This window comes from Streptomyces sp. NPDC051207 (assembly GCF_040682395.1).
Classification (GTDB): domain Bacteria; phylum Actinomycetota; class Actinomycetes; order Streptomycetales; family Streptomycetaceae; genus Streptomyces.
In genome coordinates this window covers 23,365-44,650 of sequence record NZ_JBFBAX010000026.1, presented here as the reverse complement: position 1 = coordinate 44,650, position 21,286 = coordinate 23,365, and the positions used below count along the sequence as shown (strand labels likewise).

At 72.0% G+C, this 21,286-nt stretch carries 15 protein-coding genes and 1 pseudogene; 4 read left to right on the top strand and 12 right to left on the bottom strand.

Annotated elements, in window-relative coordinates:
- Nucleotides 1-153: 153 nt before the first annotated feature.
- Nucleotides 154-882 (bottom strand): spermidine synthase, encoded by a 729-nt coding sequence (locus AB0M97_RS23490; RefSeq protein ID WP_365962903.1) that lies wholly within the window; start codon nucleotides 880-882, stop codon nucleotides 154-156.
- Between the two features lie 82 nt (nucleotides 883-964).
- The gene (locus AB0M97_RS23485) at nucleotides 965-2,650 is read right to left on the bottom strand and encodes a ribonuclease J (protein ID WP_365962902.1); all 1,686 of its coding nucleotides are present in this window, start codon (nucleotides 2,648-2,650) and stop codon (nucleotides 965-967) included.
- Nucleotides 2,651-3,011: 361 nt separating this feature from the next.
- Between AB0M97_RS23485 and AB0M97_RS23480 the strand changes: the two genes are divergently transcribed.
- Entirely contained in the window at nucleotides 3,012-3,785 is a 774-nt protein-coding gene (locus AB0M97_RS23480; protein WP_365962901.1) for a hypothetical protein, read from the top strand.
- Nucleotides 3,786-3,868: 83 nt separating this feature from the next.
- Here the strand turns inward: AB0M97_RS23480 and AB0M97_RS23475 are convergent, their stop codons facing one another.
- From AB0M97_RS23475 to AB0M97_RS23455, 5 genes are all read right to left on the bottom strand, one after another.
- Complete coding sequence (locus AB0M97_RS23475; RefSeq protein ID WP_365962900.1) at nucleotides 3,869-5,899, bottom strand: glycoside hydrolase; 2,031 nt, start codon at nucleotides 5,897-5,899, stop codon at nucleotides 3,869-3,871.
- Nucleotides 5,900-6,083: 184 nt separating this feature from the next.
- Nucleotides 6,084-8,126, bottom strand: coding sequence for a beta-galactosidase (locus AB0M97_RS23470; RefSeq protein ID WP_365962899.1), 2,043 nt, complete (start codon nucleotides 8,124-8,126; stop codon nucleotides 6,084-6,086).
- Nucleotides 8,127-8,185: 59 nt separating this feature from the next.
- A complete protein-coding gene (locus AB0M97_RS23465) occupies nucleotides 8,186-9,529 on the bottom strand; it encodes an extracellular solute-binding protein (RefSeq protein WP_365962955.1) in 1,344 nt (447 codons plus the stop codon).
- Between the two features lie 90 nt (nucleotides 9,530-9,619).
- A complete protein-coding gene (locus AB0M97_RS23460; protein ID WP_365962898.1) occupies nucleotides 9,620-10,570 on the bottom strand; it encodes a carbohydrate ABC transporter permease in 951 nt (316 codons plus the stop codon).
- A 7-nt stretch (nucleotides 10,571-10,577) separates the two neighbouring features.
- On the bottom strand, nucleotides 10,578-11,504 hold the full coding sequence (locus AB0M97_RS23455; protein WP_365962897.1) for a sugar ABC transporter permease: 927 nt from the start codon (nucleotides 11,502-11,504) through the stop codon (nucleotides 10,578-10,580).
- 391 nt (nucleotides 11,505-11,895) lie between these two features.
- On the opposite strand from AB0M97_RS23455, the gene AB0M97_RS23450 reads away from it, so the two are divergent.
- Nucleotides 11,896-12,897 (top strand): LacI family DNA-binding transcriptional regulator, encoded by a 1,002-nt coding sequence (locus AB0M97_RS23450; protein WP_365962896.1) that lies wholly within the window; start codon nucleotides 11,896-11,898, stop codon nucleotides 12,895-12,897.
- A gap of 90 nt (nucleotides 12,898-12,987) precedes the next feature.
- On the opposite strand, the gene AB0M97_RS23445 is transcribed toward AB0M97_RS23450, so the two are convergent.
- The gene (locus tag AB0M97_RS23445; protein WP_365962954.1) at nucleotides 12,988-13,290 is read right to left on the bottom strand and encodes a hypothetical protein; all 303 of its coding nucleotides are present in this window, start codon (nucleotides 13,288-13,290) and stop codon (nucleotides 12,988-12,990) included.
- Between the two features lie 71 nt (nucleotides 13,291-13,361).
- The gene (ctaD, locus tag AB0M97_RS23440; protein WP_365962895.1) at nucleotides 13,362-15,080 is read right to left on the bottom strand and encodes a cytochrome c oxidase subunit I; all 1,719 of its coding nucleotides are present in this window, start codon (nucleotides 15,078-15,080) and stop codon (nucleotides 13,362-13,364) included.
- Between the two features lie 549 nt (nucleotides 15,081-15,629).
- Between ctaD and AB0M97_RS23435 the strand changes: the two genes are divergently transcribed.
- Both AB0M97_RS23435 and AB0M97_RS23430 read left to right on the top strand, forming a co-directional pair.
- A complete protein-coding gene (locus AB0M97_RS23435; protein ID WP_365962894.1) occupies nucleotides 15,630-16,664 on the top strand; it encodes a DNA topoisomerase IB in 1,035 nt (344 codons plus the stop codon).
- A 76-nt stretch (nucleotides 16,665-16,740) separates the two neighbouring features.
- Nucleotides 16,741-17,001, top strand: a complete 261-nt coding sequence (locus tag AB0M97_RS23430) for a hypothetical protein (RefSeq protein WP_365962893.1) — start codon at nucleotides 16,741-16,743, stop codon at nucleotides 16,999-17,001.
- Here the strand turns inward: AB0M97_RS23430 and AB0M97_RS23425 are convergent.
- The 3 genes and pseudogenes from AB0M97_RS23425 to AB0M97_RS23415 all read right to left on the bottom strand — a co-directional run bounded on the left by AB0M97_RS23425 (nucleotide 16,998) and on the right by AB0M97_RS23415 (nucleotide 21,267).
- A pseudogene (locus AB0M97_RS23425) lies at nucleotides 16,998-18,993 on the bottom strand (glycogen debranching N-terminal domain-containing protein). The gene AB0M97_RS23430 and the pseudogene AB0M97_RS23425 sit on opposite strands and share 4 nt — an antisense overlap.
- A gap of 112 nt (nucleotides 18,994-19,105) precedes the next feature.
- A complete protein-coding gene (locus AB0M97_RS23420) occupies nucleotides 19,106-20,470 on the bottom strand; it encodes a hypothetical protein (protein WP_365962892.1) in 1,365 nt (454 codons plus the stop codon).
- Complete coding sequence (locus AB0M97_RS23415) at nucleotides 20,467-21,267, bottom strand: sugar phosphate isomerase/epimerase family protein (protein ID WP_365962891.1); 801 nt, start codon at nucleotides 21,265-21,267, stop codon at nucleotides 20,467-20,469. Before AB0M97_RS23415 ends, AB0M97_RS23420 begins: the two co-directional genes overlap by 4 nt.
- Nucleotides 21,268-21,286 lie beyond the last annotated feature (19 nt).

Genomic DNA, 21,286 nt, shown 5'->3' with positions numbered 1-21,286 from the left:
GGCTCTCACTCCGGTCGACGGCACGCTGACGCCGACCCACGGCGGGCCGGGCCGCCGACCAGACTTCCCGGCACACCGTAGGTAAAAATGCCGTCCGGTGAGAGTCAAGACAAGGCCAAAGACCGCCAATGGCGTGGGTGCTAACGCGCCACGTCACCCCGCGGGACACCCGGCGCGCGCCACATAGACGGTGTTGGTCGCCGTGCCGCCCTGGAGCGGGTTGTCGAAGTCCACGACATGCGCTTCTGCCGTGGTGAAGGCGTCGGCGAGTGCGGCGGTGAACCGCTCGTCCGGTGGGTCGTTGGACCACAGGGCGAAGACACCGCCGGGAAGCAGGTGCTCGCCGAGGGCGCGAAGCCCTTCGGGGCGGTAGAGGGCGGCGTGGGCGGGGTTGAGCACGTGGCGCGGCGAGTGGTCGATGTCCAGCAGGACGGCGTCGAAGCGCCGCCCCGGGGAGTGCGGGTCCAGGCCCGGCGGACCGCCCACCGCCTCGAAGAAGTCGGCCCGCACCAAGCGGCAGCGCCGATCGCCGGCCACCCGGGCGCCGAGCGGCACCAGATGCCGCTCGTGCCAGTCGATCACTTCGCCCAGCGCCTCCACCACGACCAGCGACCGCACCCGGAGGTCGTCCAGAACGGCCCCCGCCGTGTGGCCGAGGCCCAGCCCGCCGACCACGACGTCCAGCTCCGCCCCGGACAGCGCCGCAAGGCCCAGACGCGCCAGCGCCACCTCCCCGGCCGTGAAGAGGCTCGACATCAGGAACTCGTCCCCGAGCTTCACCTCGTAGACGTCCTCGTCCGACCCCGGGTACCTGCGGCGGCGCAGGCTGATGTCTCCCAGCCGGGTCGGGCGCCAGTCGATCTCCTCGAAGCGCGTACCCATCGTGGTCCTCGTCTCTGCGCGTCTGTGCCGTCTCCGCCCGGACGCCGGCCGGTGCGTCCTGGACGTCCGGGCCGGCCGCGGCTCAGGCGTCGATGATGACGGGGATGATCAGCGGCTTGCGGCGATGGGTGCGGAACGCCCAGTTGGCCACGGCGCGGGCGATGAGCTGTTCCAGCTGATGCGCGTCGCCGACGCCTTCCTCGGCGGCCTTGGCCAGCGTCTTCTCGATGACGGGAATGACCGGCTCGAACGTGGTGTCGTCGTGGACGAAACCGCGGGCCAGGAAGTCGGGGGTCTCGGCGAGCGCACCGGTGTCGGCGTCCACGATCGCCACGACCGTCACCACGCCCTCGGAGGCGAGGGTCAGGCGGTCCTTCAGGGAGGCCTCGGTGGCGCCGCCCACCTCCATGCCGTCCACGTAGACGTTGCCCGCGGGCACCTTGCCGGTGATGGAGGCGCGCCCGTTCACCAGGTCGACGACCACGCCGTCCTCGGCGATGACGACCCGGTCCGGATCGACACCCGTCCGGATGGCCAGGTCGGCGTTGGCCCGCAGATGGCGCCACTCGCCGTGGACCGGCATGACGTTGCGGGGCTTGACGACGTTGTAGCAGTAGACGAGCTCGCCGGCGCTGGCGTGCCCCGAGACGTGCACCTTGGCGTTGCCCTTGTGGACGACATGGGCGCCCCACCGGGTCAGCCCGTTGATCACCCGGTAAATGGCGTTCTCGTTGCCGGGGATCAGGGAACTGGCGAGCAGCACGGTGTCGCCCTCGCCGATCCGGATCATGTGGTCGCGGTTGGCCATCCGCGACAGCGCGGCCATCGGCTCACCCTGCGAACCGGTGCACACCAGGGTGATCCGGTGGTCGGGCAGCTTCTCCAGCTCCTTGGTGCTCACGACCAGGCCGGAGGGCACCTTCAGATAGCCCAGCTCACGGGCGATGCCCATGTTGCGGACCATCGAGCGGCCCACGAAGGCGACCTTGCGGCCGTGCTGGTGGGCCGCGTCCAGGACCTGCTGGATGCGGTGCACATGGCTGGCGAAGCTGGAGACGATGACCCGGCGCGGCGCGGTGCGCATCACCTGCTCGATCGCCGGGTTCAGCTCGCGCTCGGAGGTGGTGAAGCCGGGCACCTCGGCGTTCGTGGAGTCCGTGAGGAACAGGTCCACGCCCTCCTCGCCGAGCCGGGCGAAGGCGCGCAGGTCGGTGATCCGGTCGTCCAGCGGGAACTGGTCCATCTTGAAGTCGCCGGTGTGCAGGACCAGCCCGGCGGCGGTGCGCACGGCGACGGCGAGACTGTCCGGGATGGAGTGGTTGACGGCCACGAACTCGCAGTCGAACGGCCCGAACCCGCGCCGGTCGCCCTCCCTCACGCGCACCGTCCGGGGCCGGATGCCGTGCTCCTTGAGCTTGGCCTCCAGGAACGCCAGGGTCAGCTTCGAACCGACGACGGGGATGTCCGACCGCTCGCGCAGCAGGTACGGCACACCACCGATGTGGTCCTCGTGGCCGTGGGTCAGCACCACGGCCACGATGTCGTCCAGCCGGTCCCGGATGGAGGTGAAGTCGGGAAGGATCACGTCCACGCCGGGCTGTGTCTCTTCGGGGAAGAGCACGCCGCAGTCGATGACGAGCAGTTTTCCGGCGTGCTCGAAGACGGTCATGTTGCGGCCGATTTCGCCGAGGCCGCCCAGGGCGACGATCCTCAGGCCCTCGGCGGGCAGTGGCGGTGCGGCTTTCAGGCCGGGATGCGGGTGACTCATACCCCGACGCTACCGGAGGGCCGCCAGGGTGATCCATTACCCCCGTGTGGTGCCTCGCGCACCGGTGCGCCGCGGCCCGCGGGACAACGCCGTCTCCACACGGGCTCGAGAGGCGGTCCATCCCCGCTGACGGCCGCTTCACGGCGGTGGGACGGGCGCCCTACGTTGGCGACGAACGGAGGGAGTGCGGCTGTTCGTCCCGCCTCGGGCCACGCAGGCGCGATCGGGGAACCGTCGCTCCGAAGCGGCCGGTCATGGCCGCGGCCCGCGAGCCGGCCAGGGCTTTCGCGGGTCCCCCACGGCCCCGGCGCGGCTGCGGGCCGCCCGCCCGACGTCCGTACCGAGCGCGCAAGGAGCCCGCATGCCGCCCTCGACCCCGATCCCCGACGCAGCCGCCCGCGAGGCGGCGGACCTCGACGTCCTCCTGGCCGCGGCCGTGCACCGCGCCGGCACCCTCCCGGCCGCGCGTCCCGTACTGGGCATCGTGCGCGGCTGGACCCGGCATGACCGGGAGCGGGCCCGGCTGCTGTGCGCGGGACTCGCCGAACAGGGCGTGCGCAGCATCGAGTTGAGCCCCGTCGCCGAAGCCGGTGAGCGCGACGGCCGGGGGCGCGGCGTCCGGCGTCCCACGGCCGACCCGCTCCGGCGACCGAGGGCCGACCTGCTGGTCCACGCCGGGGGCTCCCAGCCGGAGCAGGCGATGCGGGCGGCGGCCCTGTGGGGGCTGCCGCTGCTGGTCGACCGCCCCGCGGGCCGGCCGGACGGCGAGCCGGACGCCTCCGGAGCGCACCGCGGACCCGTCGTCGGCCTCCATTTCGGCGACGGCGGCTTCGGCGTGGCGGTCCGCGACGCCGTCCTGGTCTCCACGCAGCCGCACCCCGGCGATGTCCGCCTCCTCCTCGACAACGAGAAGATCACCGCACCCGGCGACCGGCCCCTGCGCATCACCCTGACCGGCCAAGGCCTGCTGGAGGCACGCGGTGACTCCTTCGGCCTGCGCCGTGTCCGCCGCCTGCGCTTCGAACGCGCCTGGGGCGAATACCGGTTGGAGGTGGACGGCATGCCCTCCCGCGACGTCCGCGCACCGCTGCGCATCGAGGCCCTGCCGGGTCGGCTGCGCCTGCTGTACCCGTAAGGGCCCCGCTCCGGCGGACGACGCGCGGCTCTGCCGTACCACCGCTGCGCGGGCGGTACGGCAGAGCCATGCGGGGCCGGGGGTCAGCCGTGGGCCGGCTTCGTCACGTCCGTCACCGCCCAGCGCTGGTTGGCGCCGGAGTTGGGCGGCCATGTGGTGACGGCGGCGCCGTCGTGGGTGGCCTGCCCGCCGATTTCGAGGAGACGGCCGGTGGCGGCGTTGACGAGGGTCCAGGTGCCGTCGCCGGTGGTCGACACGATCCACTCGGCCGCCGCGTCACGCCTGCCGGTGTCGGGTTCCGTCACCGGGACGTTGCCGCGCACGGCGAGACGGTGGCCCGTCGCGGGGTCGGCGAAGACGTGGTGCCTGCGGACACCGCCCTCGGGATGGACCGCGCTCAGCCGCCACCGCTGGGCCACCGGTCCGAGCACCAGGTTCGTGCCGTTGGACGCGAGCGTGACCGCCTTGCCGCTCTGGACACCAGTAAGGGTGTACATGTGGCCCTTGCGCAGCAGCGGGGCGTCCTCCGCGACGCCGGAGACACCCTTGACGCGGAAGGAGGTCACGGACTGCGCCGGCACGGTGAAGGTGGCCCGCCGGGCGTCGACCGGGACGGCGGCGTGCTCGCGCAGCTTGCCGTCGGCGCTGGTCACGACGGGTGTCACGGTCGCGTTGTGGCTGACGTCGGCGAACTTGGACAGGTCCACGGTGACCGTGCGCGGGGCGGTGGTGCTGTTGACGTGGACGACCGAGGCGCTCCTGCCGTCGCTGCCGACGGCGGCGGCGCTGGAGGTGTCGTTCACCTTGACCAGCCGGTCGCCGGGCTTGATGAAGTGGGTGAAGTTCCGGGCGGTGTCGAACTTGGTGTTCGTCCGGATCGGGCAGGTCTCCAGGGTGTCCTTCGCGGTGCAGCTGAATGGGAGCTGGATGCTGCCCCAGTTGCCGCCCTTGGCGGACTCGCCGCCGGGCTTCATGTTGTCGTAGTCCTCGACGGGCTGCCAGAACACCCAGGCGCGCGGCTCCAGTTCCCGCAGGTCGTCCACGATGCGCTGGGCGAGGCCGAGACCGGGGCGCATGTCCGTGAAGCTCTGCCCGTCGCCCCAGTCGCCCTCGACCTCGCTCATCCACAGGGGCTTGTCCGCGGCCTTGGCCTGGTCCCGCACGGTGGTCCGCCGGTCGGTGCCGTAGGTGTGGACGTTCATCTGCGACACGAGGGCGCGTGTCTGCGGGGAGTAGGCGTTCCAGTTCTGCGCGAACAGGGACGGGTTGGTCTCGTCCATCGCCGAGATCTTCGCGCCGGTCCTCACCTTCTCGAGCGCGGGGGCGAGGGCGGCGAGCACCTTCTGCTGGAGCGCGGGGCCCATGTGGGCGCCTTCCTGGCGTCCGCCGACGGGTTCGCCGTCCGCGCCCAGGCGGGTGCTCCAGTAGGTGGTGTTGGGCTCGTTGAACGGGTCGACGGTGTCGACCTTGATGCCCTCGGCCTGCTCCAGCCGCTTCGTCGCGCCCGCCAGATAGGCGGCGAAGTCGTCCACGGAATCGGGCTTGAGCTGGTCGGCGGTGGCGTCGAAACCGCCGGAGACGTAGCCGCTGACGGTCATGAACCAGGGCGGGGAGTTGCTGAACGTCTCCCAGTGGTCGATGTCGTCCTTGATGCGGCCGACCCACCAGCGCTGGGTGGCGTCGGCGTCCTCGTTCCAGTCGGCCGGGTCGTCGGCGCTCCACCAGCCGGTGTCCTCGCGGGTGGTGCCCGCGGGCGCCTTCCACCAGCCCTCGACGGCGCCTCCGGCCCGGAGGTAGTCCTCGACGTCGGGGGCGTTGCCGCCGCCGATGTTGTAGCGGGCGATGTTGAGCGCCAGCCCGTCGTCGCCGAAGAGGAGCCGGGCGAGCTTCTCGCGTATCTCCTCGGGGTAGTCGCCGGTGGCGTTGGCGAACCACACCAGGCTGGTGCCCCAGCCCTGGAACGTCTCCTGGCGGTAGGACGGGTCCGGCTGGACGGTGACGGAGGCGGCGGCCCGGGCCTGCGGCGCGGGAGCGCCGACCAGGGAGGCCGCGGTGGCCAGGGCGGTCAGGGCGGCTGCTCCGAGGAGCCGTCGCTTGCGGGTACGGCGTGCCATCGTGTGCTCCCAACGTGCGGTGTCGTCACTGCGGTGGACCTCCCGCCCCGGGCGGGGACGGGAGGGGGTGGGGACGGGGACGGCCCCCGGCACGGTGGGTGCCGGAAGCGGGGAGTCGTGGGCGTACGGATGTGGGAAGGCGCGCGGGTGCGGCGGGTCGCGTGGGTGTGGTGTCGCGTGCGGATCAGCCGGTGGGCTGCCGCAGTACGGCGACGTCCCGCGGCCCGAGGGCGAGCACGCCGTCGGCGCCGGCGCTCCCGAGCAGGATCTCTCCGGGCAGGCCGCGCACCGGAACGGCCGAGTCGGTGCGGTTGACCAGGAACAGATAGCGGTTGCCGGCGTCCCGGCGCACGGTTAGTTCGACCGGCCCGCGGACGTCCTCGGGCAGTTCGCTCGCCACCCCGGCGGGCTCCAGCAGCCGCGGCAGCAGCGCGGTGAGCCCGTCGACGCCGAGCCGGGTGGAGACGTAGGCGGCGGAACCGCTCCCCGTGGGACGCCGGGTGACGGCCGGGCGGCCCGCGTGCGTGCCGGTCAGGTAGTGGGCCAGGACCTCCGTCTCGGGAGCCGTGACCGTGACGCGGTCGGTCCACAGACTGCCGGTCGTCGCGTCGTCCAGTTCCACGATGGCACCGGCCGGCAGCGGCCCGAACTCCTCGATGCGGATGCCTAGCAGGTCGCGCAGGGCGCCCGGGTAACCGCCGAGCCACACGTGGTCGTTCTCGTCGACGATCCCGGAGAAGTACGTGGTGACCAGGTGGCCGCCCTGTTCCGCGAACCGGGTGAGCGCCTTGGCGAGGTCGGCGGGGACCACGTGCAGGACGGGTGCGATCAGCACCTGGTGGCGGTGCAGGTCGGCCCGGGTGGTCACCAGGTCGGCGCGGACACCGAGGGCGAGGAGCGCCGAGTACCAGTCGAGCGCCTCCTGGCGGTAGTCGAGCAGGGAGGTGGGGTGGGAGTCCTGCTCGCTCGCCCACCACGATTCCCAGTCGTACAGGATGCCGACCCGGGCGGGCTCCCGCTCGCTGCCCGCGACGGGCGCCAACGCCTTCAGCGTGGCGCCCAGCCGGGTCACCGCGCGGAACAGGTCGCTGTCCGCCCCGGCGTGCGGGACCATCGCGGAGTGGTACTTCTCGGCGCCGGCCGCCGACTGCCGCCACTGGAAGAAGCACACGGCGTCGGCGCCGTGCGCGACGTGCAGCAGCGAGTCGCGGGCCAGGTCGCCGGGCCGCTTGGCGACGTTGACCGGTTGCCAGTTGACGGCGCTGGTGGAGTGCTCCATCAGGAACCAGGGCCGCCCGCCGGAGATGCCGCTGGTGAGGTTGGCGGAGAACGACAGCTCGTCGCGGTCCTGCGGGCCCGGGCGGACGTAGTGGTCGTTGGAGACGAAGTCGATCTCGGTGGCCCAGTCCGGGTAGTTCATGCCCTTGGTGCCGCCCATCACCATGAAGTTGGTGGTGACGGGGACGCCCGGCGTGATCTCCCGCAGGATCTCGCGTTCGGCGCGCAGATGGTCCTTCAGCGCGTCCGAGGAGAAGCGCTTGAAGTCCAGCTGCTGTGTGGGGTTGGGGTGCGAGGCGGCCAGGCGGGGCGGCAGGATCTGCTCCCAGGCGGTGTAGCGCTGCGACCAGAAGGCCGTGCCCCAGGCGTCGTTGAGCGCGTCGAGCGTCGTGTAGCGGGCGCGCAACCAGTCGCGGAAGGCGCGAGCCGCGTCGTCGGAGTAGTCGTACACGTTGTGGCAGCCAAGCTCGTTGCTGACGTGCCAGGCGACCAGGGCGGGGTGCCCGGCGTACCGGGTGGCCAACCGGCGCGCCAGGCGCAGCGCGTGGCGGCGGAAGACGGGTGAGGTGGGGCGCCAGTGCTGGCGGGCGCCCGGCCACAGTGTCTCGCCGCGGGCGGTGACCGGGAGGATCTCCGGGTGGGCCGTGGTGAGCCAGGGCGGCGGGGACGCGGTGGCGGTGGCCAGGTCGACGCCGATGCCGCCCGCGTGCAGGAGGCCCATGACCTCGTCGAGCCAGGCGAAGTCCCAGGCGTCCTCGGCCGGCTGGAGGCGGGCCCAGGAGAAGATGCCCACGGACACGAGGTTCACGCCGGCCTCGCGCATCAGCCGGACGTCCTCCTCCCACACACTGCGCGGCCACTGCTCGGGGTTGTAGTCGGCGCCGTAGACGAGGCGCGGAGCGGGATCACCGTCCGCCCCGCTCGGGCGGGACAGGAGGGTGGAGATCATGGCGGTCCTTCCGGGGTGGGGCACCGGGGCGGCGCGGGGTGCCCGCGCCGCCCGGCGTGCTACTTCTCGACGGTGAAGCCCTGCTCGTTGCCGTACTTGACCGAGGCGTCCTGCCAGGCCCTGAGGCCCTCGGCCAGCGTGGTGTCCGAGACGTAGGCCTTGCCGACGGTGTCGTTGAAGATCGAGTTGGCGTACACCTGGTACGGCAGGTAGGACCAGTCGTCGGCGACGTTCGCGGCCGACTCGGCGAAGACCCTGTTGGCCTGCTGCCCGCCGAAGTACGGGAACTCGGCGTCCTGGAACGCCTTGGAGTTCAGCTGCGCGGTGGTCGCCGGGAACGCGCCGCCCTTCACCCGGGTGTCGACGCCCTTGCCGGCGTTGGCGTACCGCACGAAGGCGTAGGCCAGCGCCTCGTTCTTGCCGAGTTCGGGCAGGGTGAGAGCGCTGCCGCCGTTCTCCGCGCTCGCGGAGGCGCCCGCCTCCCACTGCGGCAGCGGCGCGACGCGCCAGTCACCGACGGTGTTCTTCACCCCGGAGGCGAGGTTGGCCGGCATCCAGGCGCCGATGGCCAACGTGGCGATGGTGCCGTTGCCCAGGCCCTTGTACCACTCGTCGGACCAGTTGGTGACGGGGGCGATCAGCTTCTCGTCGATGAGCTTCTGCCAGGTGCCCGTGAACTTCTTGGCGCCCGCGTCGGAGAAGTCGACCTTCACCTTGGTGCCGTCGACCTGGTAAGGGCGGGAACCGGCCTGCCACAGCAGGCTGGTGGTGAGACCGGCCTCACCGGTGTCGTTGGTGATGTACGCCTTCGGGTCCGCCTTGCGCAGGGCGCGGGCCGCGTCCACGTACTCGTCCCACGTGGTGGGCACCTCGATCCCGTGCCGGTCGAAGACCTTCTTGTTGTAGAACAGCGCCATCGGCCCGGAGTCCATCGGCAGGCCGTGGATGCCCTCACCGCCGGCCTTCACACCGTTCCACGGGCCGGGGGAGTACCGGTCGGCGAGCTTGCCGGCACCGAAACCTCTGAGGTCGGTGAGCTGCCCCGTCAGCGCGTACTGGCCCATGGCGTAGTACTCGACCTGGGCGACGTCGGGGACGCCCTTCTTGGCGGACATGGCGTTCTGCAGCGCCTTGTACTGGTCGTTGTTGGTGCCCGCGTTGACCAGGTTCACCTTGACGCCGGGGTGTTCCTTCTGGAAGTCGGCGGCCACCTGCTGGAGCGTGGGTTCCCACGCCCAGACGGTGAGGGTGCCGCCCTTCTTCAGCGCGGCGTCGATGTCCGCCCCGGAAACCGACTTCGGGGCCGCGTCCGAGTCGTCCGAGCCGCCGCAGGCGGTGGAGCCCAGGGCGAGCGCGCAGACGAGGCCGATGCCGCGCAGCAGGCGGCGGGGGTGCTTGTGCATGGGCATGCTTCCACTTCTTGGTGGCCGAAGACCGTGACCGGTGCGGGCGGGAGGACAGGCTGGGAGGACAGAGACAGCGGGGGAGTGGCGCTACTCCTTGACGCTTCCCGCGGCGAGCCCGGACTGCCAGTACTTCTGGAGCAGCAGGAAGGCGGCGACGAGCGGGACGACGGCGATGAGGGAGCCGGTGACGACGAGGTGGAACACGGGCTGGCCGCCGGCGGTCGCGGCCTGCGCGTTCCAGCTGTTCAGGCCCAGGGTGAGCGGATACCAGTCCGGGTCCTTGATCATGATCAGCGGCAGGAAGTAGTTGTTCCAGGTGGCGACCATGGTGAACAGCGAGACGGTGACGATGCCCGGCGCGAGCAGCGGCAGGGCGACCTGGAGGAAGGTGCGCACCTCGCCGGCGCCGTCGATGCGGGCGGCCTCCAGCAGTTCGGTGGGGATCGCCTCACTGGCGAACACCCACATCAGATACAGGCCGAACGGGGAGATCAGCGACGGGATGATCACCGCCCAGGGCGTGTTGGTGAGCCCCAGGCTGCTGAACATCAGGAACGTCGGCACCGCCAGCGCGGTCCCCGGCACGGCCACCGCGCCGATCACGACGGCGAACACGGCACGGCGGCCGGGGAAGTCGAACTTGGCCAGCGCGTAACCGCCCAGCACGGCGAGGAGAGTGGCACCGCCCGCGCCGGCCACGACGTACAGGACGGTGTTCAGCAGCCAGCGGGTGAAGACGCCGTCGTGGTAGGTGAACGTCTCCGCGATGTTGTCCCACAGGGCGAAGTCCCCGTCGAACCACAGGCCGAACGAACGGGACAGGCCCTGCTGGGTCTTGGTGGCGCTGATGAGCAGCCAGACCAGCGGCACCAGGCTGTAGAGCAGCACCAGTCCGGTGAGCACGGTCAGCAGGACGCTGCGCCGGGGCCGGCCGGGAGCGGGCCCGCGCCGGGGTGTGCGCAGCCGGCCCACCGAACGGAAGGCGCCGGACGGGGAGGCCGCCGGACCGGCAGAGGCGGGGGTGACGGTACTGGTCATCGCTGCTTCACACTCCCTCGCGCATGCCGCGCAGCTGGACGACGTAGGCGATGACCATGGTGATCAGCCCCATGACGAGGGCGACCGTCGCGGAGTAGTTGTGCTGCTGGCCCGAGAAGGACAGCGAGTACGTGTAGAGGTTCGGGGTGTAGTCGGTGGTGATGGCGTTGGGCGCCAGCTTCTGCAGGACGCTGGGCTCGTTGAACAGCTGGAAGCTGCCGATGACCGAGAAGACCGCCGCGATGACCAGGGCTCCGCGGATGGCCGGCAGCTTGATGGCGGTGACGACCCTGATCTGCCCGGCGCCGTCGATCTCGGCCGCCTCGTACAGGGAGTGCGGGATCACGCGCAGCGCCGAGTAGAAGATCAGCATGTTGTAGCCGACGAACTCCCAGGTGACGATGTTGCCGATGGAGGCCAGCACCAGGTCCGGGGAGAGCGGGTCGGGCAGCGACAGACCGAAGGCCGTGTTGAGGTCGCCGACGAGGCCGAAGCGGGTGCCGTACATGAAGCCCCACATGAGGGTGGCGACGACGGCGGGCACCGCGTACGGCAGGAAGATCGAGATGCGGAAGAAGCTCTTGCCGTAGAGGCGTCCGCTGTCCAGGGCGAGGGCCACCAGCAGGGCGATGCCGAGCATGATCGGCACCTGGACGCACAGGAACAGCGAGACCCGGCCGAGTGCGGCCCAGAAGTTCCCGTCCCGCAGCACCTGCTGGTAGTTGTCCAGGCCGACGAAGGTGGTTCCGCCGATGAGCTGGTCGCGGAAGAGGCTGAGGTGGAGCGAGTACACGATCGGGGCCAGGAACACCACGGCGAACACGGCCACGAACGGGCCGATGAAGCCCCACCCCGTCCAGGAGCGGCGGTTCCCTCGCGCCGGGGGTGGCGCCGACCGCGGCCGGGCGGCCGCCGGCGGTTGCAGCGTCGTCATGTCGTTCCTCGCTCGTCCGGGTTCTGGAGCCGGTGACGCCGCCCTGTCCCGGGGGCCGGTGCCGCGTCCTCGCCGATGTTTACGCAAACATCACGCTCCGCGAAAACGCGCTGAGCTGTTATGTTTACGTAAACATCCGGAGGCGGCATGTCTACACTGCCCCGTTGACGACGGTCAAGGGTCCTTGGTGAAACAGCGGCCTGCGCAGTGACAGAGAGGTGGCGGACGGCGAGTGGACACGGCAGCGGGCGGCGTGCGCGGGGCAACCGTGGACGGGGCGGGCACGCCCGGCGGAACCACGGACGGAACCGCCGACGGCGCGGACGGGCCCGGCGGGACTTCCCGGCGTACCCGTGGCCGGCCCCGCGGCAGTGGCCGGAGTACGGCGTCCATGGCCGACGTGGCCCGCCTCGCCGGTGTCTCCTCGCAGACCGTCTCCCGGGTCTCCAACGGCTACGCCGGCGTGAACGAGGAGACGCGCCGCCAGGTGCTGGCCGCCATGAAGGAACTCGGCTACCGGCCCAACAGCGCGGCACGCGCCCTCAAACGCGGCGAGTTCCGCACCATCGGCGTCATCACCTTCTCCCTGTCCACCACCGGCAATGTCCGCACTTTGGAGGCCATCGCCACCTCCGCCGCGCACGAGGGGTACGCGGTGACGCTGCTGCCCGTCGCCATACCCACCCAGGACGAGGTGCGGGGCGCGTTCTCCCGGCTGGAGGAACTGGCCGTCGACGCGGTCATCGTCATCATGGAGGTCCACCTCCTGGACGCGGCGACCGTCACGCTGCCGCCGCACGTGCAGGTCGTGGTCGTCGACTCCGACGCCGGCGACCACTACACCGTCGTCGACACCGACCAGGCGGGCGGCAGCCGCGCCGCCGTACGCCACCTGCTCGACCTCGGCCACGACACCGTCTGGCACCTCGGCGGCCCCGAGGACTCCTTCGCCGCGCAACGCCGCACCGACGCCTGGCGCGCCGCCCTGGAGGAGGCCGGCCGTACCCCGCCGCCGCTCCTCCGCGGCGACTGGTCCGCCGAGTCCGGCTACCGCGCCGGCCTCGAACTCGCCGCCCGTGACGACTGCACCGCCGTCTTCGCCGCCAACGACCAGATGGCCCTGGGCCTGCTGCGCGCCCTCCACGAACGCGGGCGGCGCGTGCCCGGGGACGTCAGTGTCATCGGTTTCGACGACATCCCCGAGTCGACGTCCTTCCTGCCCCCGCTCACCACGGTCCACCAGGACTTCGCCGAAGTTGGCCGGCTGTGCGTCCAGGCGGTGCTGCGCAAGATGCGCCAGGAGGGCCCCGAACACGGCACGACACTCGTCCCGACGCGCCTGGTGACCCGCGCGAGCACCGCACCGCCGCCGGGGGCGGGGGGCGGTCGCTGAGGGGGTGGGGCGCCGGCGCCGGCGGAGTGGGCCGGCGCCGTGTCTTCGACCAGCCACGCCGCGTGGCCCCGAGCGGCCTTCCGGACCTGCTCAGCGGGGTGTGAGCAGCCCCGCCAGGGCGCTCAGGCCACCAGCGCAGGCGAGGACGGCGCAGGCGTACACGGCGTGTCGTCTCAGCAGGTCGCGACGGAGGGCGGCGTACCGGGTCTCGTACTCCCCGCGCAGTTCCGCGGCCCGGTCCACGGTGGCCCGCAGCATGCGGCAGGTGAGGTCGAGGCGGTGGTGGACGTAGTGGCGGGTGAGGTCCTCCGCCTGGCTGCTGGTCAGCCACGGCAGGCGGGCGCACAACTCCTCGGCCTCACGGCGCGCCTCGTCCTGGTGCGCCCGTGCCATGAGATGGCCCTCGGCCTGCGCGAGGAGCGCCGGGACCTGGCCGGGGTCCAGGGCGGGGCGCGGACCCTCCCTCACGACCGGTCGCTCTCGTGACCGGCCGCGTCGATGACGTCCCGCTTGCCGGCGTTCTCCTTCTCGTCCAGCTGGGCCATGTCGGGGTGGTGCAGGTCGAACGCCGGGGACTCGGAGCGGATCCTCGGCAGGGTGACGAAGTTGTGGCGGGGCGGCGGGCAGGAGGTCGCCCACTCCAGTGAACGGCCGTATCCCCAGGGGTCGTCGACCGTCACCCGCTTGCCCGTCCGGGCGGTCTTCCACACGTTGTAGAGGAACGGGAAGGTGGACAGGCCCAGCAGGAAGGCGCCGATGGAGGAGACCATGTTGAGGGCCGTGAAGCCGTCGGCCGCCAGGTAGTCGGCGTAGCGGCGGGGCATGCCCTCGGCGCCGAGCCAGTGCTGGACCAGGAACGTGGTGTGGAAGCCGACGAACAGGGTCCAGAAGTGCACCTTCTCCAGGCGCGTGTCGAGCATGGTGCCGGTCATCTTCGGCCACCAGAAGCTGAAACCGCCGAACATCGCGAAGACGATCGTGCCGAACAGCACGTAGTGGAAGTGCGCGACGACGAAGTAGCTGTCGGTGACGTGGAAGTCCAGCGGCGGCGAGGCGAGGATGACGCCGGTCAGACCGCCGAAGAGGAACGTGACCAGGAAGCCGGCCGCCCACAGCATCGGCGGCTCGAACGACAGCGATCCCCGCCACATCGTGCCGATCCAGTTGAAGAACTTCACGCCCGTGGGGACGGCGATGAGGAAACTCATGAAGGAGAAGAACGGCAGGAGCACCGCGCCCGTGGCGAACATGTGGTGCGCCCACACGGTCACGGACAGGCCGGTGATGGCGATGGTGGCGCCGACCAGGCCGGCATAGCCGAAGATCGGCTTGCGGGCGAACACCGGGATGATCTCGCTGATCACCCCGAAGAACGGCAGGGCCAGGATGTACACCTCGGGATGGCCGAAGAACCAGAACAGGTGCTGCCACAGGAGCGACCCGCCGTACTCCGGGGAGAAGACGTGCGAGCCGAACCGCCGGTCCGCCTCCAGCGCGAACAGCGCCGCCGCCAGGACGGGGAAGGCGAGCAGCACGAGTACGGACGTGAGCAGCACGTTCCACGTGAAGATCGGCATCCGGAACATGGTCATCCCGGGGGCGCGCATGCAGATGATGGTCGTGATGAAGTTGACCGCGCCCAGGATGGTGCCGAACCCGGACAGCGCCAGCCCCATGATCCACAGGTCGCCGCCGACATAGCCGGAGCGAATCGGCCCGCTCAGCGGCGTGTACGCGGTCCAGCCGAAGTCGGCCGCGCCCTGCGGGGTGAGCAGACTCCCGAGCACGATCAGCCCGCCGAAGAGGAACAGCCAGTACGAGAACATGTTCAGCCGGGGGAAGGCGACGTCCGGCGAGCCGATCTGCAACGGCATGATCGCGTTGGCGAACCCGGCGAAGGTCGGGGTGGCGAACAGCAGCAGCATGATCGTGCCGTGCATCGTGAACGCCTGGTTGTACTGCTCGTTGGAGACGAATTGCAGCCCCGGGCGGGCCAGCTCGGCGCGGATCACCATGGCCAGCGCCCCGGCGATCAGGAAGAAGCCGAACGACGTGATCAGGTAGAGATGACCGATCTTCTTGTGGTCGGTCGTGGTCAGCCAGGAGATGATCACCTTGCCCCGACCGCGGCGCCCCTCGGCCGCCGGGACCGGAGAAATGGGTTCAGTCGTGTGTGTCGCCATCAGACCCCTCGATCAGCGGCAGCGGTGCGGTGCGCGGGCTGGGGGAGCGGAGGGCGAACGAACGCCCTTGCCGTCCTTTGTCATGCGGTGTGCGTAACCAGCCCAGCGGAAACTAGTCCTGCCCGTTCGTCGGCAGGGCGTCGCGGGGTCCGTTGCTGGGCCGAATGGCGGACGAGTCCATCCGAACGGGTCAGCCGCTCGGGTTTGTTCCCGGCCTGGCTCCGCCGGACGGGACCGGCCTGGTGCGGTGCTCCGCGTCGCACCGGATGACGGGTTACGGGTGCATGGCGATGAGGAGGCGGGTACTCCCGAGGCACCGGCGCTGCTGGACGGCTTCCGGGCGACGGGATGTGCCGGCCTCGGCAAGGTGCTCACGGCGAGAGGCCCGCTGGGGCGACCGCCTGCCCGCTCATCCGGAAATCCTTCCGGAAGCCGGGGCGCTGTCGGCTCCGGACGTGGGTATGCGCACGGACGGAGCCGCCCGCACGACCCGGCTCACACCGTGCGCCCGCCTGACCGGACGGGCGCCCATGGACTACGGAGGTTGGGGTGCGTCTGTACCACAGCCGGCCCACCGACCCCGGGTACACCCGGGTGCGGCACGGGCGCGGTTTCCGCTACCTCGACGCCGACGCACGGCCGTTGAGGGACCCCGCCGAGCTGGAACGCGTCCGCGCGCTGGTCATTCCGCCCGCCTGGCGGGACGTGTGGATCTGCAGCCGGCCCAACGGCCACCTCCAGGCCGTCGGCACCGACGCCGCCGGGCGCAGGCAGTACCTGTACCACCCCCGGTTCCGGGCCGAGCAGGAGCAGGCCAAGCACGACCACGTGCTCGACGTGGCCGAGGCACTGCCCGCGCTGCGGGAGACCGTCGAGGGACACCTGAACGACCGCGGACTGACCCGGCAGCGGGTCCTGGCCACCGCCGTCCGCCTGCTCGACCTCGGCTTCTTCCGCATCGGCAGCGACCGCTACACCGAACTGAACGACAGCTACGGCCTGACCACGCTCCTGCGCGGCCACACCCGCTGCCGGGGCGGTTCCGTCCTCTTCACGTACACCGGCAAGCACGGCAGGGAGATCGTGCAGACCGTCGTCGACCCCGCCTCGTGCCGCTCCCTCACCGCCCTGCTGCGGCGCCGCGGCGGCGGAGACCGGCTCCTGGCCTACTGGGAACGGCCCTCCTGGCGCGAGGTCAGCAGCGCCGACGTCAACGCCTACCTCAAGGAGACCGCCGGGCTGGACGTCACCGCGAAGGACTTCCGCACCTGGCACGCCACCGTCATGGCCGCCATCGCCCTCGCAGTTTCGCAGCCCGTCGCGCGCAGCGAGAGCGCGAGGAAGCGCGCCATCGCCCGCACGTGCCGCGAGGTCGCCGGCTACCTCGGCAACACCCCCGCCGTCTGCCGGGCCTCCTACATCAACCCCCGCGTGATCGAACTGTACGAGGAAGGCATCACGGTCGACGCCGTCCTGCCCCACCTCGGGGACGAGGGCGCGTTCGGCATCCCCGCCACCCAGGGCCCCGCCGAACAGGCCGTACTCCACCTGCTCCGCACCGGCCAGGCGCCGCGGATCCCCTGACGGCACCGGCGGCGTCCGTTTCCGGGCGCGGCCCCGGGGGAACCCGGCGACGGTCCAACACGGCTGGGAGGTGGCCATGACCGGCCAGGAGAACCCCCGCGGGGACCGCTACGACCGGGCACGCGGCGACGACGAGCCCGGGGCGCACTCGGGTTCGGAGAGCCAGCCCCGGGAGCGCTCCGTACCGGGTACGGCGAGCGCCAAGGAGGGCTACCAGCCCTCACACGGCACGACGGCGGGCAACCCACTGGAGGGCCTCGAATCCGAGGACCGCGAGGACCGCGCCGCCCGGCGTGAGGAGGACGGCGACGGGGGTGCGGAATCGGGCGACCGCTAGGTGGGCGGCGAGTGGCGGACGGGGTGAGAAGACCGCGGCCGGCCGCCGGCGTCGCGCTCGTCGGGACGGTCCCCCGCCCGGCACCGTTGGAGCGCCGTCCGCAGTGCCAGTGGTGTCGCTGCCGCCCAGGCCTGCGGGGAGCAGGCGTGGGCGTAGGGGACCGGGCCCGTGGTCTCTGAGCGGGCGTAGCCGGCGATGACCTCGGGCAGTCGGTGGGCGTGGTGGGCCGCTGCCGCGACGAGGCCTTCGGTGACGGTGGCGACCTCGTCGGCGAGCCCGTGGCGCGCGAGCGAGACCCAGGGCGGTGACGGCGTTGCCGTGCGGCCATGCGCTGCCGCGGTGGTACGACAGCGGGTGATACGGCTGCTGCCCGGCGGCCAGGGTACGGATCGCCCAGCCGGAGAAGAAGTCCGGCTCCAGCAGACGGCGGCCGACCCGGCGTCCGCGTTCCGGGTCCAGAACGCCGGACCACAGCAGGTGCCCCGCGTCCGAGGCGAGGGCGTCGACCTGACGGCCGTCGCCGTCCAGCGCGAGCGCCGGGAAGTCGGCGTCCGGCATCCAGAAGTCCGCCAGGAAGCGGCTGCGCAGCCGGTCGGCGGCCTCGTCCAGGCGGTGCGCGTACGGCTCGTCGCCCCAGACGTCCCGGGCGAGGGCGGCCGTGCGTATCAGGGCGTCGTAGGCGTATCCCTGCGCTTCGGACACGGCGAGCGGACCCCGGACCGGGCTGCCGTCGGTCAAGCAGATGGCGTCCGCCGAGTCCTTCCAGTTCTGGTTGATCAGGCCGCCCGGATCGGGGCTGTAGACGAGGTAGCCGTGCTGGTCCAGGCCGCCGTCGGTGAACACCCAGTCCACGGCCCGCCGGGCGTGGCCCTCCAGGCGCCGGGCCACGGAGGCGTCGCCGGTCGTCTCGTGGTGGGCGTGGAGCAGGACCAGGAAGAGGGGCGTGGCGTCGACGGCTCCGTAGTAGCGGCCGTAGGGGACTTGTCGGAAGTGGGCGAGTTCGCCGTGACGGGTCTCGTGGACGATGCGTCCGGGCTGCTCGCCGCTGAACGTGTCGTGGCGCTGTCCTTGCGTCGCGGCGAGCGCGCTCAGCGTGGCCGCTGCCGTTTCCGGCCGGTACGGCAGCAGGAAGTACGACGTCAGCAGGGAGTCCCGGCCGAACAGGGTGAGGAACCAGGGAATGCCGGCGGCGGGCACGTACCCCTCGTCTCCGTCGACCCCCGTGACGGGGATCGTCAGCAGGTCCACGTCGGCCAGGCCCCGTTCGCAGCTGCGCGCGAGGTCGTCCCCCGCAGGCGCGGGTTGCCGGCCGGGGTGAGGTGTGGACCGGGTGGGGGCCGGCACGCCGTGCGGGTGGGCGCGGACCGTCAGGTGGAGGTCGGCGTGCCCGTGGGCGCCGAGTCGGAGGTGCCAGCTGAGGGTGCGTGCGGTGGGCCGCGGCGCCGGCTGCGCGGCGGTGACGGCGTCCGGGGCGGGGCGGCAGGTGAGGGTGGTGCGCGCGTGCCAGTCGGCCCGCCGGTAGTCGAAGGCGAGGCCGCTGTCGGTGGGGTGTGCCTCCTGGCGGCCGTCGGGCTTGGGGTAGTGGCGGCCGTCGGAGCGCAGCTCGAACAGGTCGGCGAAGTCGGCGTCCACGGTGAGGTCGATGCGCGCGGTCACCGGGTCGGGGCGGTTGCTGACCAGGCGCAGGTGCTCGGTCAACGTCCCCGCGGTGACCGTCTGTTCGCGGAAGACGGTGTACGGGGGCGGATTGTCCCGGGTCCCGCGCGGGGTCAGGACGCTGGTGGCGGTGTGGTCCGGCTCCGCCGTGGCGGGCGTCAGCGGGACGGGGGCCGTGCCGCCGACGGTGAGTTGCCAGAGGCTGAGGTGGCGTCCGTCGCGCAGGAACAGCCCGTCCGGCGAGGTGCCGCGGGTGCCGGTGACACCACCGTCGGGGTCGAGACGGGCGAACGTGGCGTCGCGCACCAGCTGGACACGGGTGTCGGCCGCGGTCATGGGACGGGCTCCTCGGCGTTGGCGGGCGGTGGATCGGGGGTGAGGTCGAGGGCGCGGACGGCGGTCATGGGGCGTGCCCCTCGGGGGAGCAGGCCGAGGGTGAGAACGCCGGTCACGGGCCCGCCTCCTCCCCGTCCGCACACAGCAGATCCAGCGTCAGCGCAGCGGTCCACGAGAAGTGGCGGGTGCCGCGGCCCTCCCCCGCGACGGGGTCGACGTACTCGGCGAAGTCGGACCGTCCCGCCTGTGTGAGGAAGCCCCGCCGGAGGCGCCCGGCGCTCTCGGTCAGACCGTGGGTGCGCAGCCCGCGGTGGATCAGCCAGGCCGTGTTGAACCAGGCCGGGCCGCGCCAGTAGCGCTGGGCGTCGAAGGCCGGGCCGGTCAGGTCGTAGCTGGGGACCAGCCGGGTGGCCGGCGCCCTGAAGTGCGGGCCGTCGAGGGTGGCGTGCAGGCGGCGCACGACGTCCGGCGGCAGGTGGGGCACCACGAGCGGGACCAGGCCGGTGACGGCGCGCTCGGCGACGAGGGCGCCGGTGCGCAGGTCGCGTACGCGGAACAGGCCCGCGGTGTCGTCCCAGAGCCGGGCCACCAGCTGCCGGGTGAGCGCGCCGGCGCGCGCGGTGTGCGGTTCGCCGGTGCCGCCCAGTTCGCGGGCCATGGCGGCGAGGGCCAGCTCGCTGACGATCAGCAGCGCGTTGAAGCAGGGGTCCTCCACAGCGAAGCCGTGCCGCGCGCCCCGGTCGTCGTAACCCGCTTCGCGGTAGCCGACGGCCAGCTGGACGTAGCGGCCGTAGTCCAGGTCGGTGGGCCGGTCGGCGGGGTGGCCGTGGTGGAGGTCGGCGCGCCGGAAGGTGCCGGGCGGGGCGGGTTCCACCCGGCTCAGGGCCTTGTCCCAGCAGGGGCTGTTGTCCATGCCGGGTTCCCACGGGTGGACGACGGCCGCCAGCCCCGCGCCGCCCAGGTCGCGGTGGGTGAGGAGGTAGTCGTGCCAGGCGGTGAGCCGGGGCAGCACGCGGGGGAGGAAGCCCCGGCGCCGCGACTCCGCCGGGTCGGCCCGGTGCACCAGCCAGGCCGCCAGGGCGTGCACCGGAGGCTGCACGATGCCGGACGTCTCGGGAGCCGAGGGCGCGCCCGCCCGGCGGCCGACCCGGGACGACTGCCAGAAGTCCGGGCTCGGGAAGTACGCGTCGTGCGGCACCCCCGGGTTGAACACGATGTGCGGGATGCGCCCGTCCGCCCACTGCCCGGCCAGCAGGGACTCCAGTTCGCGCTGCGCGCGGCGCACCGACAGGTGGCGCAGCCCGACGGCGACGAAGGCGGAGTCCCAGCTCCACTGGTGCGGGTAGAGGGTGCGGGAGGGGACGGTGGAGGCGCCGGTCCAGTTGTCGAGGAGGACCCGCGCCGCACCGCGCCGCAGTGTCAGGTCTGCGGCAGCGGTGGGCGCGGGCCGGACCGAACGGTCGGCGAGTGACCTCACGCGCCGGACCTCTTGAGGAAGCCGGGGACGGACCGGACGGCTTCGACGGGATCGCCGGTCAGGCGGCACTCCAGCGCCAGGTGGCCGTCGTAGCCGATGGTGTGCAGGGCGCCGAGCCACGCGGGCCAGTCGAGGTGTCCGGCGCCGGGCTGGAAGCGGTTGGAGTCGGAGACCTGGGCGTGGCCGATGAGGTCGGCGTGGGCGAGGATCGCGGCGGCCGGGTCGCTCTCCTCGATGTTCATGTGGTAGCTGTCGATGCCGATCCTCACCGAGTCGAGGCCGGTGGCACGGATCAGGTCGGCCGCCTGGTCGAGCCGGTTCACCATGTGGTCCTCGTACCGGTTGAGCGGCTCCAGGAACAGCGTGACGCCCTCCCGGCGGGCGTGCTCGCCGAGTTCGGTGAGTCCGGCGAGCAGGATCTCGCGGTCCTCCGCCTCGCTGCGCGGGGGCTCGAAGGGCGGCAGGCGGCGGGAGAACATGCCGTAGGAGGCCGGGGTCTGGGCGCCCACGCCGCCGATCTCGGCGATGACGGTGAGCTGGGACTTCATCTGTTCGATGGCGTCGCGGCGCAGGCCGGCGTCGAAGGCGCCGAGGAAGTGCGGCATGTCGACGCACACGGTCGGCATGACGACGCCGTCCTTGCGCGCCTGCTTCAGCTCGTCGAGGCGGGAGGCGAAGTGCCGCTCGCCCCTGCCGCGCAGTTCGACGGCGTCGTAGCCGGCCCGCTGGGCGAAGTCCCACTTGGCCTGCAGGGTGTCTCCGGGCAGGAGTTGCTCCTGCACCGCGGTCTTGAGCATGACGGGACCTTTCGGAACG